Origin of the sequence: Salinibacterium sp. dk2585, assembly GCF_008001035.1 — a bacterium.
Classification (GTDB): domain Bacteria; phylum Actinomycetota; class Actinomycetes; order Actinomycetales; family Microbacteriaceae; genus Homoserinimonas.
Genome location: NZ_CP042856.1, coordinates 185,429 through 200,269 on the forward strand (window position 1 = coordinate 185,429; position 14,841 = coordinate 200,269).

At 69.3% G+C, this 14,841-nt stretch carries 14 protein-coding genes; 4 read left to right on the forward strand and 10 right to left on the reverse strand.

What is annotated here, in order from left to right; genetic code table 11:
* Window positions 1–61: 61 nt before the first annotated feature.
* The 10 genes from FVA74_RS00960 to FVA74_RS01005 all read right to left on the reverse strand — a co-directional run bounded on the left by FVA74_RS00960 (window position 62) and on the right by FVA74_RS01005 (window position 10,900).
* On the reverse strand, window positions 62–730 hold the full coding sequence (locus FVA74_RS00960) for a response regulator transcription factor (RefSeq protein ID WP_147719920.1): 669 nt from the start codon (window positions 728–730) through the stop codon (window positions 62–64).
* Window positions 727–2,037 carry a sensor histidine kinase gene (locus FVA74_RS00965; protein ID WP_147719921.1) on the reverse strand — a complete coding sequence of 437 codons (1,311 nt, stop codon included), beginning with the start codon at window positions 2,035–2,037 and terminating at the stop codon, window positions 727–729. The genes FVA74_RS00960 and FVA74_RS00965 overlap by 4 nt, the downstream gene beginning before the upstream one ends.
* A 164-nt stretch (window positions 2,038–2,201) precedes the next feature.
* Window positions 2,202–3,017, reverse strand: coding sequence for an alpha/beta fold hydrolase (locus FVA74_RS00970; protein WP_147719922.1), 816 nt, complete (start codon window positions 3,015–3,017; stop codon window positions 2,202–2,204).
* A gap of 52 nt (window positions 3,018–3,069) precedes the next feature.
* Window positions 3,070–3,708: a GntR family transcriptional regulator gene (locus FVA74_RS00975; protein WP_168220005.1), complete on the reverse strand. Its 639-nt coding sequence runs from the start codon at window positions 3,706–3,708 to the stop codon at window positions 3,070–3,072.
* 10 nt (window positions 3,709–3,718) lie between these two features.
* Window positions 3,719–5,716, reverse strand: coding sequence for an acetate--CoA ligase (gene acs, locus FVA74_RS00980; protein ID WP_370454469.1), 1,998 nt, complete (start codon window positions 5,714–5,716; stop codon window positions 3,719–3,721).
* Window positions 5,717–5,783: 67 nt separating this feature from the next.
* The gene (locus FVA74_RS00985; RefSeq protein WP_168220006.1) at window positions 5,784–6,686 is read right to left on the reverse strand and encodes a ribokinase; all 903 of its coding nucleotides are present in this window, start codon (window positions 6,684–6,686) and stop codon (window positions 5,784–5,786) included.
* 26 nt (window positions 6,687–6,712) lie between these two features.
* On the reverse strand, window positions 6,713–7,573 hold the full coding sequence (locus tag FVA74_RS00990) for a carbohydrate ABC transporter permease (protein WP_147719925.1): 861 nt from the start codon (window positions 7,571–7,573) through the stop codon (window positions 6,713–6,715).
* On the reverse strand, window positions 7,573–8,412 hold the full coding sequence (locus FVA74_RS00995) for a carbohydrate ABC transporter permease (protein WP_147722996.1): 840 nt from the start codon (window positions 8,410–8,412) through the stop codon (window positions 7,573–7,575). Before FVA74_RS00995 ends, FVA74_RS00990 begins: the two co-directional genes overlap by 1 nt.
* Window positions 8,413–8,500: 88 nt before the next feature.
* The gene (locus tag FVA74_RS01000; protein ID WP_147719926.1) at window positions 8,501–9,853 is read right to left on the reverse strand and encodes an ABC transporter substrate-binding protein; all 1,353 of its coding nucleotides are present in this window, start codon (window positions 9,851–9,853) and stop codon (window positions 8,501–8,503) included.
* Between the two features lie 24 nt (window positions 9,854–9,877).
* Window positions 9,878–10,900: a LacI family DNA-binding transcriptional regulator gene (locus FVA74_RS01005; protein WP_168220007.1), complete on the reverse strand. Its 1,023-nt coding sequence runs from the start codon at window positions 10,898–10,900 to the stop codon at window positions 9,878–9,880.
* Window positions 10,901–11,062: 162 nt separating this feature from the next.
* On the opposite strand from FVA74_RS01005, the gene FVA74_RS01010 reads away from it, so the two are divergent.
* From FVA74_RS01010 to FVA74_RS01025, 4 genes are all read left to right on the forward strand, one after another.
* Window positions 11,063–12,052, forward strand: a complete 990-nt coding sequence (locus tag FVA74_RS01010; protein ID WP_147719928.1) for an ADP-ribosylglycohydrolase family protein — start codon at window positions 11,063–11,065, stop codon at window positions 12,050–12,052.
* Entirely contained in the window at window positions 12,045–13,085 is a 1,041-nt protein-coding gene (locus FVA74_RS01015) for an ADP-ribosylglycohydrolase family protein (protein WP_168220008.1), read from the forward strand. Before FVA74_RS01010 ends, FVA74_RS01015 begins: the two co-directional genes overlap by 8 nt.
* Window positions 13,086–13,161: 76 nt before the next feature.
* The gene (locus tag FVA74_RS01020) at window positions 13,162–14,013 is read left to right on the forward strand and encodes an alpha/beta fold hydrolase (RefSeq protein WP_147719930.1); all 852 of its coding nucleotides are present in this window, start codon (window positions 13,162–13,164) and stop codon (window positions 14,011–14,013) included.
* Window positions 14,010–14,810, forward strand: coding sequence for an acyl-CoA thioesterase II (locus FVA74_RS01025; protein ID WP_147719931.1), 801 nt, complete (start codon window positions 14,010–14,012; stop codon window positions 14,808–14,810). The genes FVA74_RS01020 and FVA74_RS01025 overlap by 4 nt, the downstream gene beginning before the upstream one ends.
* Window positions 14,811–14,841: the final 31 nt, after the last annotated feature.

Genomic DNA, 14,841 nt, shown 5'->3' on the forward strand with positions numbered 1-14,841 from the left:
TTTCGGGTAACCACGCGTGCTTGGCGCAATCTTTGGCCACTCACGCCCCGCGGCTGCGAAGCTAGCCCGCGAGGCCGTGCTCGTACGCGAAAATGACCGCCTGGATGCGGTCGCGCAGCCCCAGCTTCATGAGCACCTTCGACACGTGGGTCTTGACGGTCGCCTCACCCACGTAGAGCCGGCCGGCGATCTCGGAGTTCGAGAGCCCGGCGGCCATGAGCTTGAGCACCTCGAGTTCACGATCGGTGAGGTCGCGCACGGCGTCAGTGTCGACCGGCTTCGCGGGAGGAGCGGCTGCCGCGGGCGCCTCCGCCGCGAACCGTGAGATGACTCGCCTCGTCACGGTCGGCGAGAGCAGGGCGTCCCCGCGGGCGACGATCGTGACGGCGTCGATGAGTTCCTCGGCGCGGGCGTTTTTCAGCAGGAACCCGGATGCCCCGGCCTGCAGCGCCTCGAACAGGTAGTCGTCGCGGTCGAAGGTCGTGAGGATGAGCACGCCGGCCGTGACGGATGCGTCGGCCACGAGCATCCGCGTCGCCTCGAGCCCGTCCATCCCCGGCATCTGCACGTCCATGCAGATCACGTCGGGCTGGAGTTCGCGCGCCCGCTCGACCGCGTCGGCCCCGTTGGCGGCCTCGCCGACGACCTCGATGCCGGGCTCGCTCTGGAGAATGGTCTTGAACCCGGCCCGCACGAGGTCCTGGTCGTCGACCAGCAGCACGCGGGTCACGCGGTCGCCCCCGCGAGCACGGGCTGGGGTGCCGCGGTGCCGCCGAGGGGAACGACGGCGCGCACGAGGTAGCCGCCCCGCGAGCGGGGGCCGGTCTCGAGGGTGCCGCCGACGGCGGTGAGGCGCTCCCGCATGCCGAGGTGTCCGAGGCCTGAGCCACGCCCGCGGCTGAGCCCTCGGCCGAGTCCCGTGTCGGTGACCTCCAGCTCTACGCGGTCGCCGAGGTAGCGCAGGCGCACCTCCGCGGTCGCCCCGTCGCCGGCGTGCTTGCGCACATTCGTCAGCGCTTCCTGCGCCACGCGGTAGAGGGTGAAACCGACGATGGTGGTGACGGGATGCGGTTCCCCGACGATGACGAGGTTCGTGGGCGTTCCCGCCGTGCGCGTGGATTCGACGAGCAGCTCGAGCTGCTCGAGGCCGCGCGTCGAGGAGGCTTCGGCCGCGACATCCGTCTCTGCCGTCTCGGTGGAGCCGGGATCGCGCAGGGTCGTGAGCAGGCGGTGCAGCTCGTCGACGGCGGAGCGGGCGCTCGACTCGATGACCTCGAGCGACTCACTCGCCATGGCGGGGTCCCGCTCGAGCACGCGTCGGGCTGCACCCGCCTGCACTCCCATGACGGAGACGTGGTGGGCGACGACGTCGTGCAGCTCGCGGGCGATGCGCACGCGGTCGAGCGCGACGGCCTGCTGCATGCTGTGCTCCCGCTCCTCGGCCAGCTCAGCCGTGCGACGTCGGAGCTCGGCTCGTTCCCGCGCGGCCGCCCACATGTGATTGCCGAAGTACCAGGCACCGCCGAAGTACAGCACGTTGGTCGCGAAGTTGATGAGCGCGAACGACGCGAACGCCGAGAAGACGCCCGAGCGCGAGACATCCGGCAGCAGTTCGGGGTCGCTGACCGTGATGATGAGGTTGACGGCGATCCAGCCGAACATGAAGACGACGATGAGCAGGCGCACGATATTCGCGGCCCGGCGACTGCGCGACCAGGCGCCGACGCTGTAGATCGCGACGAACATGGCGATCTGGCTCACGAGCAGCTCGGGCACCGCGAACTGCTGGCCGAGGTAGAACGCGATCGCGACGACCACGACGACCGCCTCGGGGTGGCGGCGACGCAGCGCGAGCGGCAGCGTCAGCGCCGCGATGACGATCACACTGAGCCAGAGGGGCGCCGGCTCCTCATAGATGCCGACGCGCGTGTAGAGCATGAGGCTCAGCGTCGCGCCGATCGCCATCACGAGCGCCCCGAGGGCGTCCCGGCGCACGCCGGTGCTGTTGGGCAGCGGCCGCACCCAGTCGTCTGTCATCCCTCAAGGCTAGCGAGCAGCGGATGCCGCGGCATCCGTCACCCGGACTACGCCGCCCTGCTGACGTCCACGATTCCGCACCGTGCTTTCCCAACTCAGGACTTTGCCCTCACAACTCAGGAGCTCCTGAGTTGTGAGGGCAAAGTCCTGAGTTGGGAAAGGGGCTAGAGGTCGTGCTCTGCGAGCCAGCGCCGCAGCACCCGCACGAACTCCTTCGGCTGCTCGACCGAGGGCAGGTGCGCCGCGTCGGGGAACCGCGCCCCATCCGCATTCGGCAGCGCCGACAACTGGTACTCGTAGTTGAGGAGCACCTCGCTGAGATCGTGGTCGCCCACCATGACCAGCGACGGCACGGTCACGTCGACCAGTCGGTCGTAGGCGGGAGGCTCAAGCGGAATGGGCACGGGCTTCTCGAGCACGTGCGCAAGGTTCGGCTGGTTGAGCTGGTAGGCCGTGCGCACGAAGTCGGGGTCGAGCGAGCCCTGGTCGCGCCGCACCCCGAATGCCCAGAGCTCGACCTCGAGGCGGTTCAGCGTCTCCCACTCGGCCTGCTCGAAAGCCACGTCCATGCGGTCGACGAGTTCGTCCTCCTCCGCCGTGAGCTCGATGTCGGGGAATCCGCTCACCCCGCCGCCCACCGTGACGAGCCCCCTCACCCGGGAGGGGTACTCGATCGCCGTGTCGAGCGCGATCTGGCCGCCACGCGAGCATCCGATGAGCGTCGCCTTCTCGACCGCAACGTGGTCAAGAAGGGCGATCGCGTCGGCACGATTGGAGAACTCGACGTCGGGCGTCGCCGTCTCGCCGAAGCCCCTGCAGTCGAAGCGGATGACGTGGTGGTCGTCTGCGAGGGCCGGCACGATGGGGTCCCACATGCGGAGTGTCGCGATGCCGGCGTGGATGAGCAGCAGCGCCGGCGCGGCAGGGTCGCCATCCGTCTCGTAGTAGATGGAGGCTCCGTCAACGTCGAATCGCGCCATGCCTCGAGGCTAGGCGCGAGGTGGGGCGAGCGCCAGCCCTTTGCGGGGGCGCTCAGCCGAGGGGGACCTGGATGCCCTTCAGCCCTTCGATGGCGGCAACCGCGGACTCGGTGTCACGCTGCCGCACGGCAGCGAGGAGTTCGCCCTGCCAGCGTGAGAGCTGCGACACATCGATGGCCTGGGGAAGGTAGAGGCTGCCGAGCCGAACCATGTGCACGACGCTCGTGAGCGAGCGCGTGAGCACCTCGTTGTTGCTGTGGGCGGCAAGTCGGTCGTAGAAGTCGAAGTTCGCCCGCGCCATTGCGGGGTAGTCCTCACGTGCGAGCGCTGAGAGGAAGGCCTCGTGGTCGCTCTCCATGGCGTCGGCCGTCTCGCTCGCGGCGTTCTCGACGACCTCGTCGACGAGTGCGCAGAACAGCGCGATCCACACCGTCATCGCCTTGGCGGTCTGCTCGGGTGCGACGACGGCAACCCGCGTGAAGCGGTTGGCGGAGGCCTCGATCACTCCGATGTCGCGCAGGCGCTGGATCGCCTCCCGCACGGGGGTGCGTGACACCCCGAACTCCTTCGCCAGCTCGGCGTCGCTGATGCGATCTCCCGGCTGCAGGTCACCCCTCGTGATGGAGTCGAGGAGGTGCTCGTAGACAGTCGCAACTACCGGGCTCGTGGTCACTTCGGCGTCGCTGCTCACGGTGCCAATCCTAGCGTCGCGTCCCGCTTGCCGCGCGAGATTCCATGATCGCCACGATGGCCTGTGGAACGCTCGAATCCTGCAGCGAGGTGACATCGCCGAGGGGTCGCCCGTCGATGATGTCGCCCAGCAGGCGGCGCATGATCTTGCCCGAGCGGGTCTTCGGCAGGTCGGGCACGATGACGATGTCGCGCGGTTTCGCGACGGGTCCGATCTGGCGTGCGATGTGCGCGCGCAGGGTTGCCGCGAGCTCGTCGTGGTCGATCGTGCGGGCGGGCACGATGAAAGCAGCGATGGCCTCGCCGGTCGTGGCATCCGTCGCCTTGGTCACGCCCGCTTCGCCGACGAGCGGATGCGCGACGAGCGACGACTCGATCTCGATGGTCGAGAGGCGGTGACCCGAGACGTTGATGACGTCGTCGACGCGGCCGAGCACCCACATGTCGCCCTCGGCGTCGGCCTTGCCGCCGTCGCCGGAGAAGAAGAACCCCTGCTGCGCGAAGCGTGCCCAGTAGGAGTCGAGGTAGCGCTGCGGGTTGCCCCACACCGTGCGGGCCATGGACGGCCAGGTGCCCTCGACGACGAGGTAGCCGCCGGCGCCGGGCGCGACATCCGCACCGTTGTCATCGACGACACGGGTGCTCAGTCCGGGCAGGGCGCGGCTGACCGAGCCGGGCTTGAGCGTCGTCACTCCGGGGAGCGGCGCCATGATCGCCGAGCCCGTCTCGGACTGCCACCACGTGTCGACGATGGGGGCCTGCCCCGCGCCGATGTTCTCGCGGAACCACACCCACGCCTCCGGGTTGATCGCCTCACCGACCGAGCCGAGCAGTCGGATGCTCGACAGGTCGTAGCCCCTCAGCCCGTCCGGGAACCACGTCATGTAGGTGCGGATGAGCGTCGGCGCCGTGTAGTAGACGGTCACGCCGTAGCGCTCGATGATCTCGAAGTGCCGGCCGGGCTCGGGGGTGTCTGGCGTGCCCTCGTACATGACCTGTGTGACGCCGTTCGAGAGCGGACCGTAGATCGCGTAGGTGTGGGCGGTGACCCAGGCGAGGTCGGCCGTGCACCAGTACACGTCGTCGGGCTTGCTGTCGAAGATCGCCCAGTGGCTCCAGGAGGTCTGCGCGAGGTATCCGCCGCTCGTGTGCACGAGGCCCTTCGGCTTTCCCGTCGTGCCGGAGGTGTAAATGATGAACAGCGGATGCTCGGAGTCGAAGTATTCCGGCTCGTGCGTCTCGGGCTGCCGGTCGACCACGTCGTGCCACCAGACGTCGCGGCCCTCCGTCCACGGGACATCCGTCTCGCCTGTTCGCTTGACGACGAGCACGTGCTCGAGCTGGTTCTCGCCACTCGCGGCCTCGTCCGAGGCGGCCTTCACGGGCACGGCCTTGCCCCGGCGGAACTGCCCGTCGCTCGTGACGAGCAGCTTCGCGCCCGTGTCCTCGATGCGGAACCTGAGCGCCTCCGCGCTGAAGCCCCCGAACACGAGCGAGTGCACGGCACCGACGCGCGCGATCGCGAGTGTGATGATCGTCGTCTCGGGGATGACTGGGAGGTAGACCACGACCCGGTCACCGGGGCCGATGCCCAGCTCGGTCAGGGCGTGCGCGGCCTTTGCGACCTCCCGCTGCAGCTCGGCGTAGGTGATCGTGCGGGTATCGCCGGGCTCGCCCTCGAAGTGATAGGCGACCTTGTCGCCAGCCCCGGATGCCACGTGCCGGTCGACGCAGTTCACGGCAACGTTGAGGCGGCCACCCGAGAACCACTCCGCCTTGGGCGGCTGGAGCGTGCCGTCGTCTCGCAGCGCGGGTTCCCACGTGTAGGCAGTGTGCCAGGGCTCGTGCCAGTCGAGCCTCGCCGCGGCGGCCTCCCAGAACGCGATCGGGTCGGCCGCGGCTTCCACCCACGCCTCGGCGGTGACGTTGGCGCTCGCCGCGATGGACAAGGGCGCGGGGTAACTGCGGGTCTCGACGAGGAGTTCGCGGATGTTCGTGCTGGTGCTCACGGCACCCAAAGTACGTCTACGAACGATCGTGCTCGAATCGCCGTGTCACACAGCGCAACCTGGGAGTTCAGCGCTGGGCGAAGTCCCACAGTTGCTCAGCGGTTGGGTACGACGCCTGGGCGCCCTCCCGCGTGGCGGCGTAGGCGGCGACGAGTGACGCGGCTGCAGCGGCGTCCCGCAGCCCGTCGCCCCGGGCCAGTCGTGCCATGAGCGCGCCTGCGAAGGCATCGCCGCATCCCGTCGTGTCGACGGCCTCGACCGCATGCGCCTCCACCACGCTCGCGGTCGCCTGCTGGGTGTCGAGGTGTTCGAGCACGAGGGAGCCGCGCGCTCCCCGCGTCACGACGGCGCGGCGCACGCCGAGCCCGCCGAGCGCCGCCGCGAGCGCGTCGGGGTCATCATCTGCGACCCCCGTGATGGCGGCGCACTCGTGCTCGTTGACGACGAGCACGTCGCACTGGCCGAGCAGCGGATGCGCGTCCTCCGTCAGCGGCGACGCGTTGAGCACGACGGTGGCCCCGTGCCAGCGGGCGAGGGCGCACGCCGACTGGGCCGTCTCGATGGGGATCTCGAGCGAGACCCCGACGACGGCGGCGCGCTCGAAGAGGGCCTCGCGCGCCTCGAGGTGCGCGGGCAACAAGCCCGAGTTCGCGCCCGGCGAGACGACGATCATGTTCTCGGACGAGTCGTCGACCGTGATGAACGCGACGCCGCTCGGATGCTGCGGCAGCACGACGAGGTTGCTCCCGTCGACCCCCGCGACCCCTGCCGAGGCGCGCAGCGTGCGGCCCGCCTCATCGTCGCCGATGGCCGACAGCAGCGTGACGGGTGCCCCGAGGCGCGCAATGGCGACCGCCTGGTTGGCGCCCTTGCCGCCGGGATGGCGCGCGACGGGGGACGCGGCGACGGTTTCCCCACCACGCGGCAGACGGGGCACCCTCACGACGAGGTCGAGATTGCTCGACCCCACGATTAGCACGCTCGAGTCAGCATCCGTCAATTGGCCATTCCCCCCTGCACGTAGCCGTCGATGAAGCGTCGCTGGAGCAGCACGAAGATCACGATGATCGGGATGGCCATGATGAGCCCGGCGGCGCTCACGAGCGCCCAGTTGGGTGAGAAGTTCTGCTGGAAGGCGAAGAGGGAGAGCGAGACGGGCAGGCGCTCGGAGTCCTGGATGAAGGTCACGGCGAGGAGGAACTCGTTGTAGGCCTGGAGGCCCGCGATGAGGGCGGCCGTCAGGAGTCCCGGCTTAATCATGGGAATGATGACCTGCCCGAAGAGTCGCAGCTCGCCCGCGCCGTCAAGGCGCGCCGCCTCGGAGTACTCCGGCGGGATCGCGATGAGGAACGACCTCAGCAGCAGCGTCGCGAAGGGGCTGTAGACGGCCCAGTAGATGACGATGAGCCCGAACTGCGTGTTGTAGAGGCCGATGGTCGACCACCAGCTCAGCAAGGGCACGAGGAACATCTGGATGGGCAGCGAGATCGACACGAGCAGGAAGAGGATCCACCCGCCCTTGCCCGGCAGCGGCAGCACCGTGAGTGCATAGGCGGCGGCCGAGGCGATGACGCAGACGCCCAGCGCGGTCGACAGTGAGATGACGAGGGAGTTGAGGATGCCCTGACCCATCTCGGCGTCCTGCCAGGCGAGCGCGAAGTTCTCCCAGCGCCACTCCTGCGGCAGGCCCAGGGGCGACTCGCTGATCTCGGTCGGCGACTTGAGCGCGTTGCCGAAGAACACGAAGAGTGGGCCGATCGAGTACAGCGCGAGCACGACGAGGATGAGCCACGTGAAGGGCCTCGCCTCGCCGCGGCGACGCGGCCGCATCGGGCGGATCTCGGTTGCTGCGGTCATCACACGTCCCACTTCAGTCGCTTGCGAAGCACCAGGTAGCCGCCCACGACGGCCGCGCTGATGACGGTCAGCAGCATCGCCATGGCGGAGGCGTATCCGGCGCGCTGTTCACCGAAGGCCGTGCGGTAGAGCACGGTGCTGAGCACATCGGTCGAGCCGGCCGGGCCGCCCTGCGTGAGGATGTACACGTAGTCGAAGACCAGGAACGACCAGATGATCGTCATGAGGGTCAGGAACACGAGGGTCGGACGGATGCCGGGCAGCGTGATGTGCCAGAACTCGCGCCATGCGTTCGCCCCGTCGAGGCGTGCGGCCTCATACAGGGCGGGGTCGACGCCCTGCATTGCGGCGACGAAGAGCACGAGCAGGAAGCCCCACCACTGCCAGTTGTTGATGAATGCGACTGAGCCGAGTGCGAGCGAGGGGTCGCCGAGGAAGTTCGTCTCGGCGAGCCAGTCGATGCCGAGGGATTCGAGGGCTGCGCCGATGCCCGCCGTGGGGCTCAGTAGCTGCCGCCAGACGGCGGCCGAGACGACCGTCGCGAGCACGTAGGGGATGAAGAAGACGATGCGGAAGAGCACCTGGCCGCGGCGCAGGCGCGAGAGCAGGAAGGCGCCGAGCAGTGCCATGCCCATGGGGACCGTGAGGAAGAAGAGGGTCCAGATGAGGTTGTGGCTGATCGCTGCGAGCACATTGGGGTTGCCGAAGAGCTCGACGTAGTTCGCGAGGCCGACGAACTCGGCGGCGCCGAGGCCGTCCCAGTCCGTGAAGGAGTACAGGAGCGAGGCGATGCCCGGCCCTGTGATGACGAGAAGGTTGACGACGAGAAGGGGCGCCATGAAGGCCCAGGCGACGAGCGCTCCCCTGCGTCGCCGTTGGCGCCGTCCTGGGGACGGCGCCAACGGGCGTGCTGCGGTCATGTGGATATCAGGCCGCCGGTGCGAAGGGGACGATGACCTTGCCGTCGGCAAGTTCCTTTGCGAAAGCCGCCTGGAGGCCTGCGAGGTAGTCCTCGGCGCTCAGGTCACCCGTGATGACCTTGTCGAACTCCGTGTAGAGGTAGGTGTCCGTCGCGGCGGGGAAGAAGGTCCAGCTCGCGTAGCCGAGGTTCGAGGTCGCGGGGATTGCATCGTAGAGACGCATGACCCGCTCGTCGATCTCGCCCTCGTAGCTGGAGGCCGACTCCTGGAGGGGCGGCGGGTTCTCGCCCGTCGCTGCGAGGTAGCCGAAGCTCTTCTCGGGCGCGCTGATGAAGGAGTCGATGAACTCCGCCGCGCCGTCCTTGTTCTTCGATACCGAGTTGATCGACAGCGTCGTGCCGATCGCGAGCGGGAAGACGCCCGGCTCGACCGAATCGCTCATGGCCGGCAGGGGAGCCCAGTCCCAGGTCGCGTCGTTGCCGGCGGCCTCGCCGAAGAAGGTGTCGGCCGAGCCGAACGACCACGTGCCCGTGATGTACATCGCGACCTTGCCGTTCGCGAGACCCGTGAACATGTCGGTGTCGGTGTTCGTGAAGTAGCGGTTCGCGCCGCCGCCCCACCAGCCATCCTGGATCTGCGTCGCGAAGTTCTCGATCGCCGAGACGTACTCGGGGTCGGTGAACTCGGCCTCGCCCGTGAGGGTGTCGTAGAGCTTCTGCGGGCCGACCGCGGCGTTGAGGACCGCCGTGAGATACCACTCGCTCTGGGCCTGGTAGCCGCTGTTGCCCGCGCCGACAGGGATGAGCCCCGCCTCGAGCGCCTGGGTTGCGACATCCTCGAACTCCTCGGCCGTCGTGGGCACGGTCCAGCCGTGCTCCTCGAAGGTCGCGGGGTTGTAGAACATGACGACGGAGCCGTAGCTCACGGGTACGGAGTAGAGCTCGCCGTCGACACGGCTGGCCTCGAGCGCCCAAGGCAGCAGCTTGTCCTCCCAGCCGTACTCGGCCGCGTAGTCGTCGAGAGACTCGACGCGCGCGGCGGTCGCGAAGCGCAGGGCGCTCGCGGGGCCGCCTGTGTAGACGACGTCGGCGCCGCGGCCGGCCGAAACGGCCGTGTCGGTGAGGGAGGCGAGGTTCTGCAGCTGCTTGACCTCCATGGAGACCGTGGTCTCAGACTCCTCGTTGAAGGCCTCGATGAAGTGCTCATCGAAGTACTTCTCGGTGTCGGTGCTCGAGAAGGCACCCCAGTAGGTGATGGAGCCGTCGTCGGCGGAGCTGCCCGAGGAGCAAGCTGAGAGGAGCAGCACGCCAGCTGTGGCGGCTGCCGTGAGAATGGCGGAACGCCGGGTTCTCGTGGACATGAGTGGTGGTACCTTTCGTGGCGCTCAGGGGCGAGCGGTGCTGGATTGACGGACGATGAGGCGGTTGCTGAGGGTCACGCGGCGGTTGGTGTCACCGACGGTGCCGCTCAGGCGTTCGAGTAGGAGGCGGGCACAGGCCCGGCCGATCTCGCGGGCGGGGTTGTCGACGGTCGTGAGCGTCGGCGAGATGAGGGAGGCGGCTTCGATGTCGTCGTATCCCGTGACGGCGATGGTGCCGGGCACGTCGATGCCGCGCTCGGCGAGCGACTGCATCGCCCCGATCGCGATGAGGTCGTTGGCGCACACGATTGCGTCGATGTCGCCGCCGCGCTCAAGCAGGAGCTCGACCCCGCGCATCCCGCCCTCGCGTGTGAAGGCTGTGAAGACCTGTCCCGCAGCTTCGACGGATGCCCCACCCCCCGCGATTGCGTCGGCATAGCCCGTGAGGCGCAGCTGGCTGGGGTCGGCGTCTTCCTCGCCGCCGATGAAGGCGATGCGGCGGCGGCCCTGCTCGATGAGGTGGTCGACGATGCTGCGGATCCCGCCGATGTCATCGGACTCGACCGTGTCAGCCTCGAGGCCGCGAAGGTCGCGGCCGAGGGCGACGACGCGAGCGTCCGAAGTGGCGAGCAACTTCTCGTCGGCCGCGCTCAGGCCGTAGCTCGCGATGACGACGCCGTCGACGCGCCGAGCGAGCGTGTGGCGCAGTGCATCGCTGACGTTGCGGATCGGCACGGTCGCGTCGATGATCGACAGCATGTAGCCGGCGGGCATGAGCACGTCTTGCATGCCGGCGGCGACGAGTGGGTAGAAGGGGTTCGTGATGTCGGGAACGATGAGCGCCACCGTCTCGGTCGTCTGGCTGCGCATGCTGCGCGCGCCGGGGTGCGGCCGGTAGTCGAGCTCCTCGATGGCGGCGAGCACGCGGGCCCTGGTGGCGGCGCTGACGGGGCGATTGCCGCCGAGCACCTGCGAGACCGTCGAGACGCTGACTCCCGCGCGACGCGCGACATCGACGATGCCGGTGCGCGCGGTTCGGTCCGTCACGGTGCCCCCAATTACGCATAACGTTTTGCGGAAGATGTGGGACCAGCATCCCGACATGGCCCAGTCTTGTCAAGAAGACTCGTCAAAGCGGCGCAGACAAGCGCCGTTTGCTCGGCTAGGGTGGGCGACCATGTTCGCAAAAAGATTTGCAAGTCGCGCCGCATGAGCATCGATAGGGCGCGCGGTGCCATCATCGGGCTCGCGGTCGGCGACGCCATGGGGGCCGACACCGAGGGCATGACGCTCGACGCGATCCGGCAACGCTTTGGTCGCGTCGTCGAGCTGCCTGCGGATGCCGCGGGCACCGACGACACGGAATACGCCGTGCTGTGCGCGCAGGGCGTCATCCGCCACGGGTCCGAACTCACGAGCGAGCACGTCGCCGAGTTGTGGCTCGACGCGACTCGCCAGCAGCAGGGCGGCTTCCACGGCGCCGGCTTCAGCGAGATGGCGGCGATCGCCAACCTCATGAGCGGCGCGACCCCGCCCGCCTCGGGCCGCAACAGCTACGAGACCTGGAGCGACGGCGCAGCCATGCGCGTCGCACCCCTCGGCGTCTTCGCGGCGGGCGACCCCGCCGAGGCCGCCCGGCTCGCGACGATCGACGCGGCCGTCAGCCACTCGCGCGACGGCATCCACTGCGCGACCGCGATCGCTGCGGCCGTCGCCGTCGCAATGGTGAGCGACGACCACCAGGCCGTGCTCGCCGCCGGCCGCGCCGCCGTGCCAGACGACTCCTGGACCGCCCGCAGCATCGACCGCGCCCTCGCCCTCGTGAGCGACATCGCCGACATCCAAGAGGCCGAGCGCCTGCTCTACGACGGCGTCTCGATCCTCCACTACCCGTGGGCTGATGCCGGCCCCGAGGCCGTCGCGCTCGCATTCGGCCTCTTCGCCGCCGCCGAGGGCGACTTCGTGTCATCCGTCGTCGCGGGCGTCAACATCGGCCGAGACTCCGACACGATCGCTGCCATGGTCGGCGCCATGGCGGGAGCGATGGTCGGCTACGACGCGATCCCGTCCGCCTGGCGGGAGCAGGTCGAAGAGGTGCGCGGCCGCTGCATCCTCGCGACCGCCGGCACCAACCTCGTGCAGCTCGCCGATGACCTCGTCGCCCGAGCCGAGCAGGAGAGGAACCCCCAGAATGACTGACCGCTTCACCCGCACGCACGGTGCGCTACTCGGCCTCGCGATGGGCGACGCGCTCGGGCTGCCCGCCGACTACCACCGCACGATCCGCAACGAGTGGGTCAGGGGGCGCCTGTGGGCGGCCAGCGCGGACCTCGACGCACAGCGGGTCGCCAAGCCCCTGCTGCCCTTCGTGCTCGACGCGACCGAGGCATCCGTTCTGCAGCCCACCGACGACACCGAGCTAGCAGCCCTCGCGGCGCGCGTGTTGATCGAGGCCGATGTGCACGACCTCGACTCGCTCTTCGCGGCGTGGCGCACGCACACGACGGCGGATGACGTCTGGACGGGTGTCGCGGAACGTTCCGCGATCGTCAATGCCGAGCGGGGCCTCGTGCCGCCCGCGACCGGCTCGGACAATCCCGCTGCCGCGAGCGACAGCGCTGCCATGGGCGCCGTCGCGGTCGGCCTCCTGTACGCGGACGAACCCGCCGAGGCCGAGGTGGTCGCGCGTCGGCTCGCCTCCATCACGCACGCCGCCGACGGCGTCGAGGCGGCCGCCGTCATGGCCGTCGCGATCGCCCGGCTCGCCAACGGGGAGCCGCTCGATGCGTCGCTCGCGACCGCCCGTGCGCTCGCGCCCGCCGACTCGTGGCTTGGGGAGAACCTCGCCCGCATCGACGCCATCATCGACCCCGCGCGGCCCGGCATGTATGTGCTGCCGCGGCTCATCTCGCAGTTGAGCCCGCGCCGCTACAGCGCGGGCGGCATGGCGCCCGAGACCATCCCCTTGGCCTTCGCGATCGTGCGCCAGTGTGCTGGCGACCTGCATTCCGCCGTGCCGCTGGCCCTCACGGTCGCCCGACAGTCCGACAGCCTGCCCGCGCTCGTGGGTGCGCTCGTTGGCGCCCACACGGGGGCCGCGTTCTTCGGTGCCGAGTGGGCCCAGGAGCTCGATACCCTCGCCGGACTCTTCTTCCCGAGCCTCGAGGGCGTCTCGCTCATCGAGCTTGCGGGGCGCATCCTGCTCAACGCGCCGCTGGGCATCGAGGACTGATCGCGCAGCCGCCCTTGAGTGCCGAAGTTCTGGGCATTTAGCTCCTACGGCGGATGCCCGGCCTAGGGTGTCAGGCATGAGCGAGAAGGTGCGTGTCGGGGAACTCGAATTCGATGTGCGCGTGGCCGGCCCCGAGGACGGCATCCCGGTCGTGCTGCTGCACGGCTTCCCCGAGACCTCGCGCAGCTGGACGGCCGTCGCCGACCAACTCGTCGCCGACGGGATGCGGGTCATCGCGCCCGACCAGCGCGGCTACTCGCCGGGCGCCCGCCCGGTCGGCGCCCACGAGTACGACATCAAGAAACTCGTCGCCGACGTGCTCGGCCTCATGGATGCGCTCGGCCTCGACTCGGCACACCTCGCCGGCCACGACTGGGGTGCATCGGTTGCGTGGGCGGTCTCGGCGTGGCATCCGGAGCGAGTCCGTTCGCTTGTCGCGGTCTCGGTGCCGCATCCCGCCGCTCTCACCTGGGCCATCGACAACGACCCCGACCAGCAGCGGCGCTCGGCCTACATCACCCTCTTCCGTGACCCGGGCAAGGCAGAGAAGACGCTGCTCAAGCTCAACGCGGCGGCCTTCCGGGCGCTCTTCGGCACGCACATCGCCAGGGAGTCGGTCGACGAGTACCTCGCCCACCTCAGCGAGCCGGGCGCCCTGCTCGCGGCGCTCAACTGGTACCGTGCGATGACACGCGAGTTCGGCGAGATCCCCGCGGTGACGGTGCCGACGACCTACCTCTGGAGCACAAGCGACCCCGCGCTCGGCGAGGCGGCGGCCCGCCGATGCGAGCAGTTCGTCAGCGGGGACTACCGCCTGATCGTGCTCGAGGGTGTCTCCCACTGGGTGCCGGAGGAGGCGCCCGCCGAGGTCGTCGCCGCGATCCGCAGCCGGGTGGCGGAGGCACCACCGAATACGCTGCTGGGATGAGTTCTCACGCCTTCGACGACGCCGTCGCGCTCGAACCCCTCGGCGACGGACGCTTCCGCGGCCACACGCATCCCGCCTACGCCAACATGGTGGGCCCCTTCGGCGGCATCACGGCGGCGACGCTCCTGCGCGCGGTTGAGCTGCATCCGGACGTGCTGGGCGCGCCCCTCTCGCTCACGGTCAACTTCGCCGGGCCGGTCGCCGACGGCGAGTTCGAGATCGAGGCCGTGCCCGTGCGCACCAACCGCTCGACGCAGCACTGGTCACTGACCCTCACCCAGGGCGGTGCCATCGCCACGACCGCGACGGCCGTCTTCGGGCAGCGCCGCGACACCTGGTCAGAGACCGAGACGCCGGCACCGGATGTCGCGAGCCCCGAGCAGCTCGAACAGCAGCGCATGCCCGACATCATCGTGTGGGCCCGCAACTACGAGATGCGCTTCGCCGAGGGCATCATGACGCCTGGCGCAGGGCAGGCGAGCTCCTCCTCGACGCTGTGGATGCGGGATGCTCCGCCGCGGCCCCTCGACTTCGCCTCACTCGCGGCCCTGTGCGATGCCTTCTACCCGCGCATCTTCCTGCGCAGCGGCCAGATGACGCCCGCCGGCACGGTGACCCTCACCATCTACTTCCACGCCGATGCGCAGCAGCTCGCGGCGCAGGGTGACGCCCACATGCTGGCGACCGCCCGCGGGCACCGCTTCAACGACGGCTACTTCGACCAGTCCGCGACGGTCTGGGGCCACGATGGGCACCTGCTCGCGAGCACCCACCAGCTCGTCTACTTCAAGTCATAGCCGCGCTGGGGTCCCATCCGCGTCTTCGTCC

Excerpts from the sequence above, each read along its gene's own strand:
- FVA74_RS00965 (WP_147719921.1), bottom strand. The coding sequence starts at position 2,037 with ATGACAGACGACTGGGTGCGGCCGCTGCCCAACAGCACCGGCGTGCGC.
- FVA74_RS00970 (WP_147719922.1), bottom strand. The coding sequence starts at position 3,017 with ATGGCGCGATTCGACGTTGACGGAGCCTCCATCTACTACGAGACGGAT.
- FVA74_RS00990 (WP_147719925.1), bottom strand. The coding sequence starts at position 7,573 with ATGACCGCAGCAACCGAGATCCGCCCGATGCGGCCGCGTCGCCGCGGC.
- FVA74_RS00995 (WP_147722996.1), bottom strand. The coding sequence starts at position 8,412 with ATGGCGCCCCTTCTCGTCGTCAACCTTCTCGTCATCACAGGGCCGGGC.
- FVA74_RS01000 (WP_147719926.1), bottom strand. The coding sequence starts at position 9,853 with ATGTCCACGAGAACCCGGCGTTCCGCCATTCTCACGGCAGCCGCCACA.
- FVA74_RS01010 (WP_147719928.1), top strand. The coding sequence starts at position 11,063 with ATGAGCATCGATAGGGCGCGCGGTGCCATCATCGGGCTCGCGGTCGGC.
- FVA74_RS01015 (WP_168220008.1), top strand. The coding sequence starts at position 12,045 with ATGACTGACCGCTTCACCCGCACGCACGGTGCGCTACTCGGCCTCGCG.
- FVA74_RS01020 (WP_147719930.1), top strand. The coding sequence starts at position 13,162 with ATGAGCGAGAAGGTGCGTGTCGGGGAACTCGAATTCGATGTGCGCGTG.
- FVA74_RS01025 (WP_147719931.1), top strand. The coding sequence starts at position 14,010 with ATGAGTTCTCACGCCTTCGACGACGCCGTCGCGCTCGAACCCCTCGGC.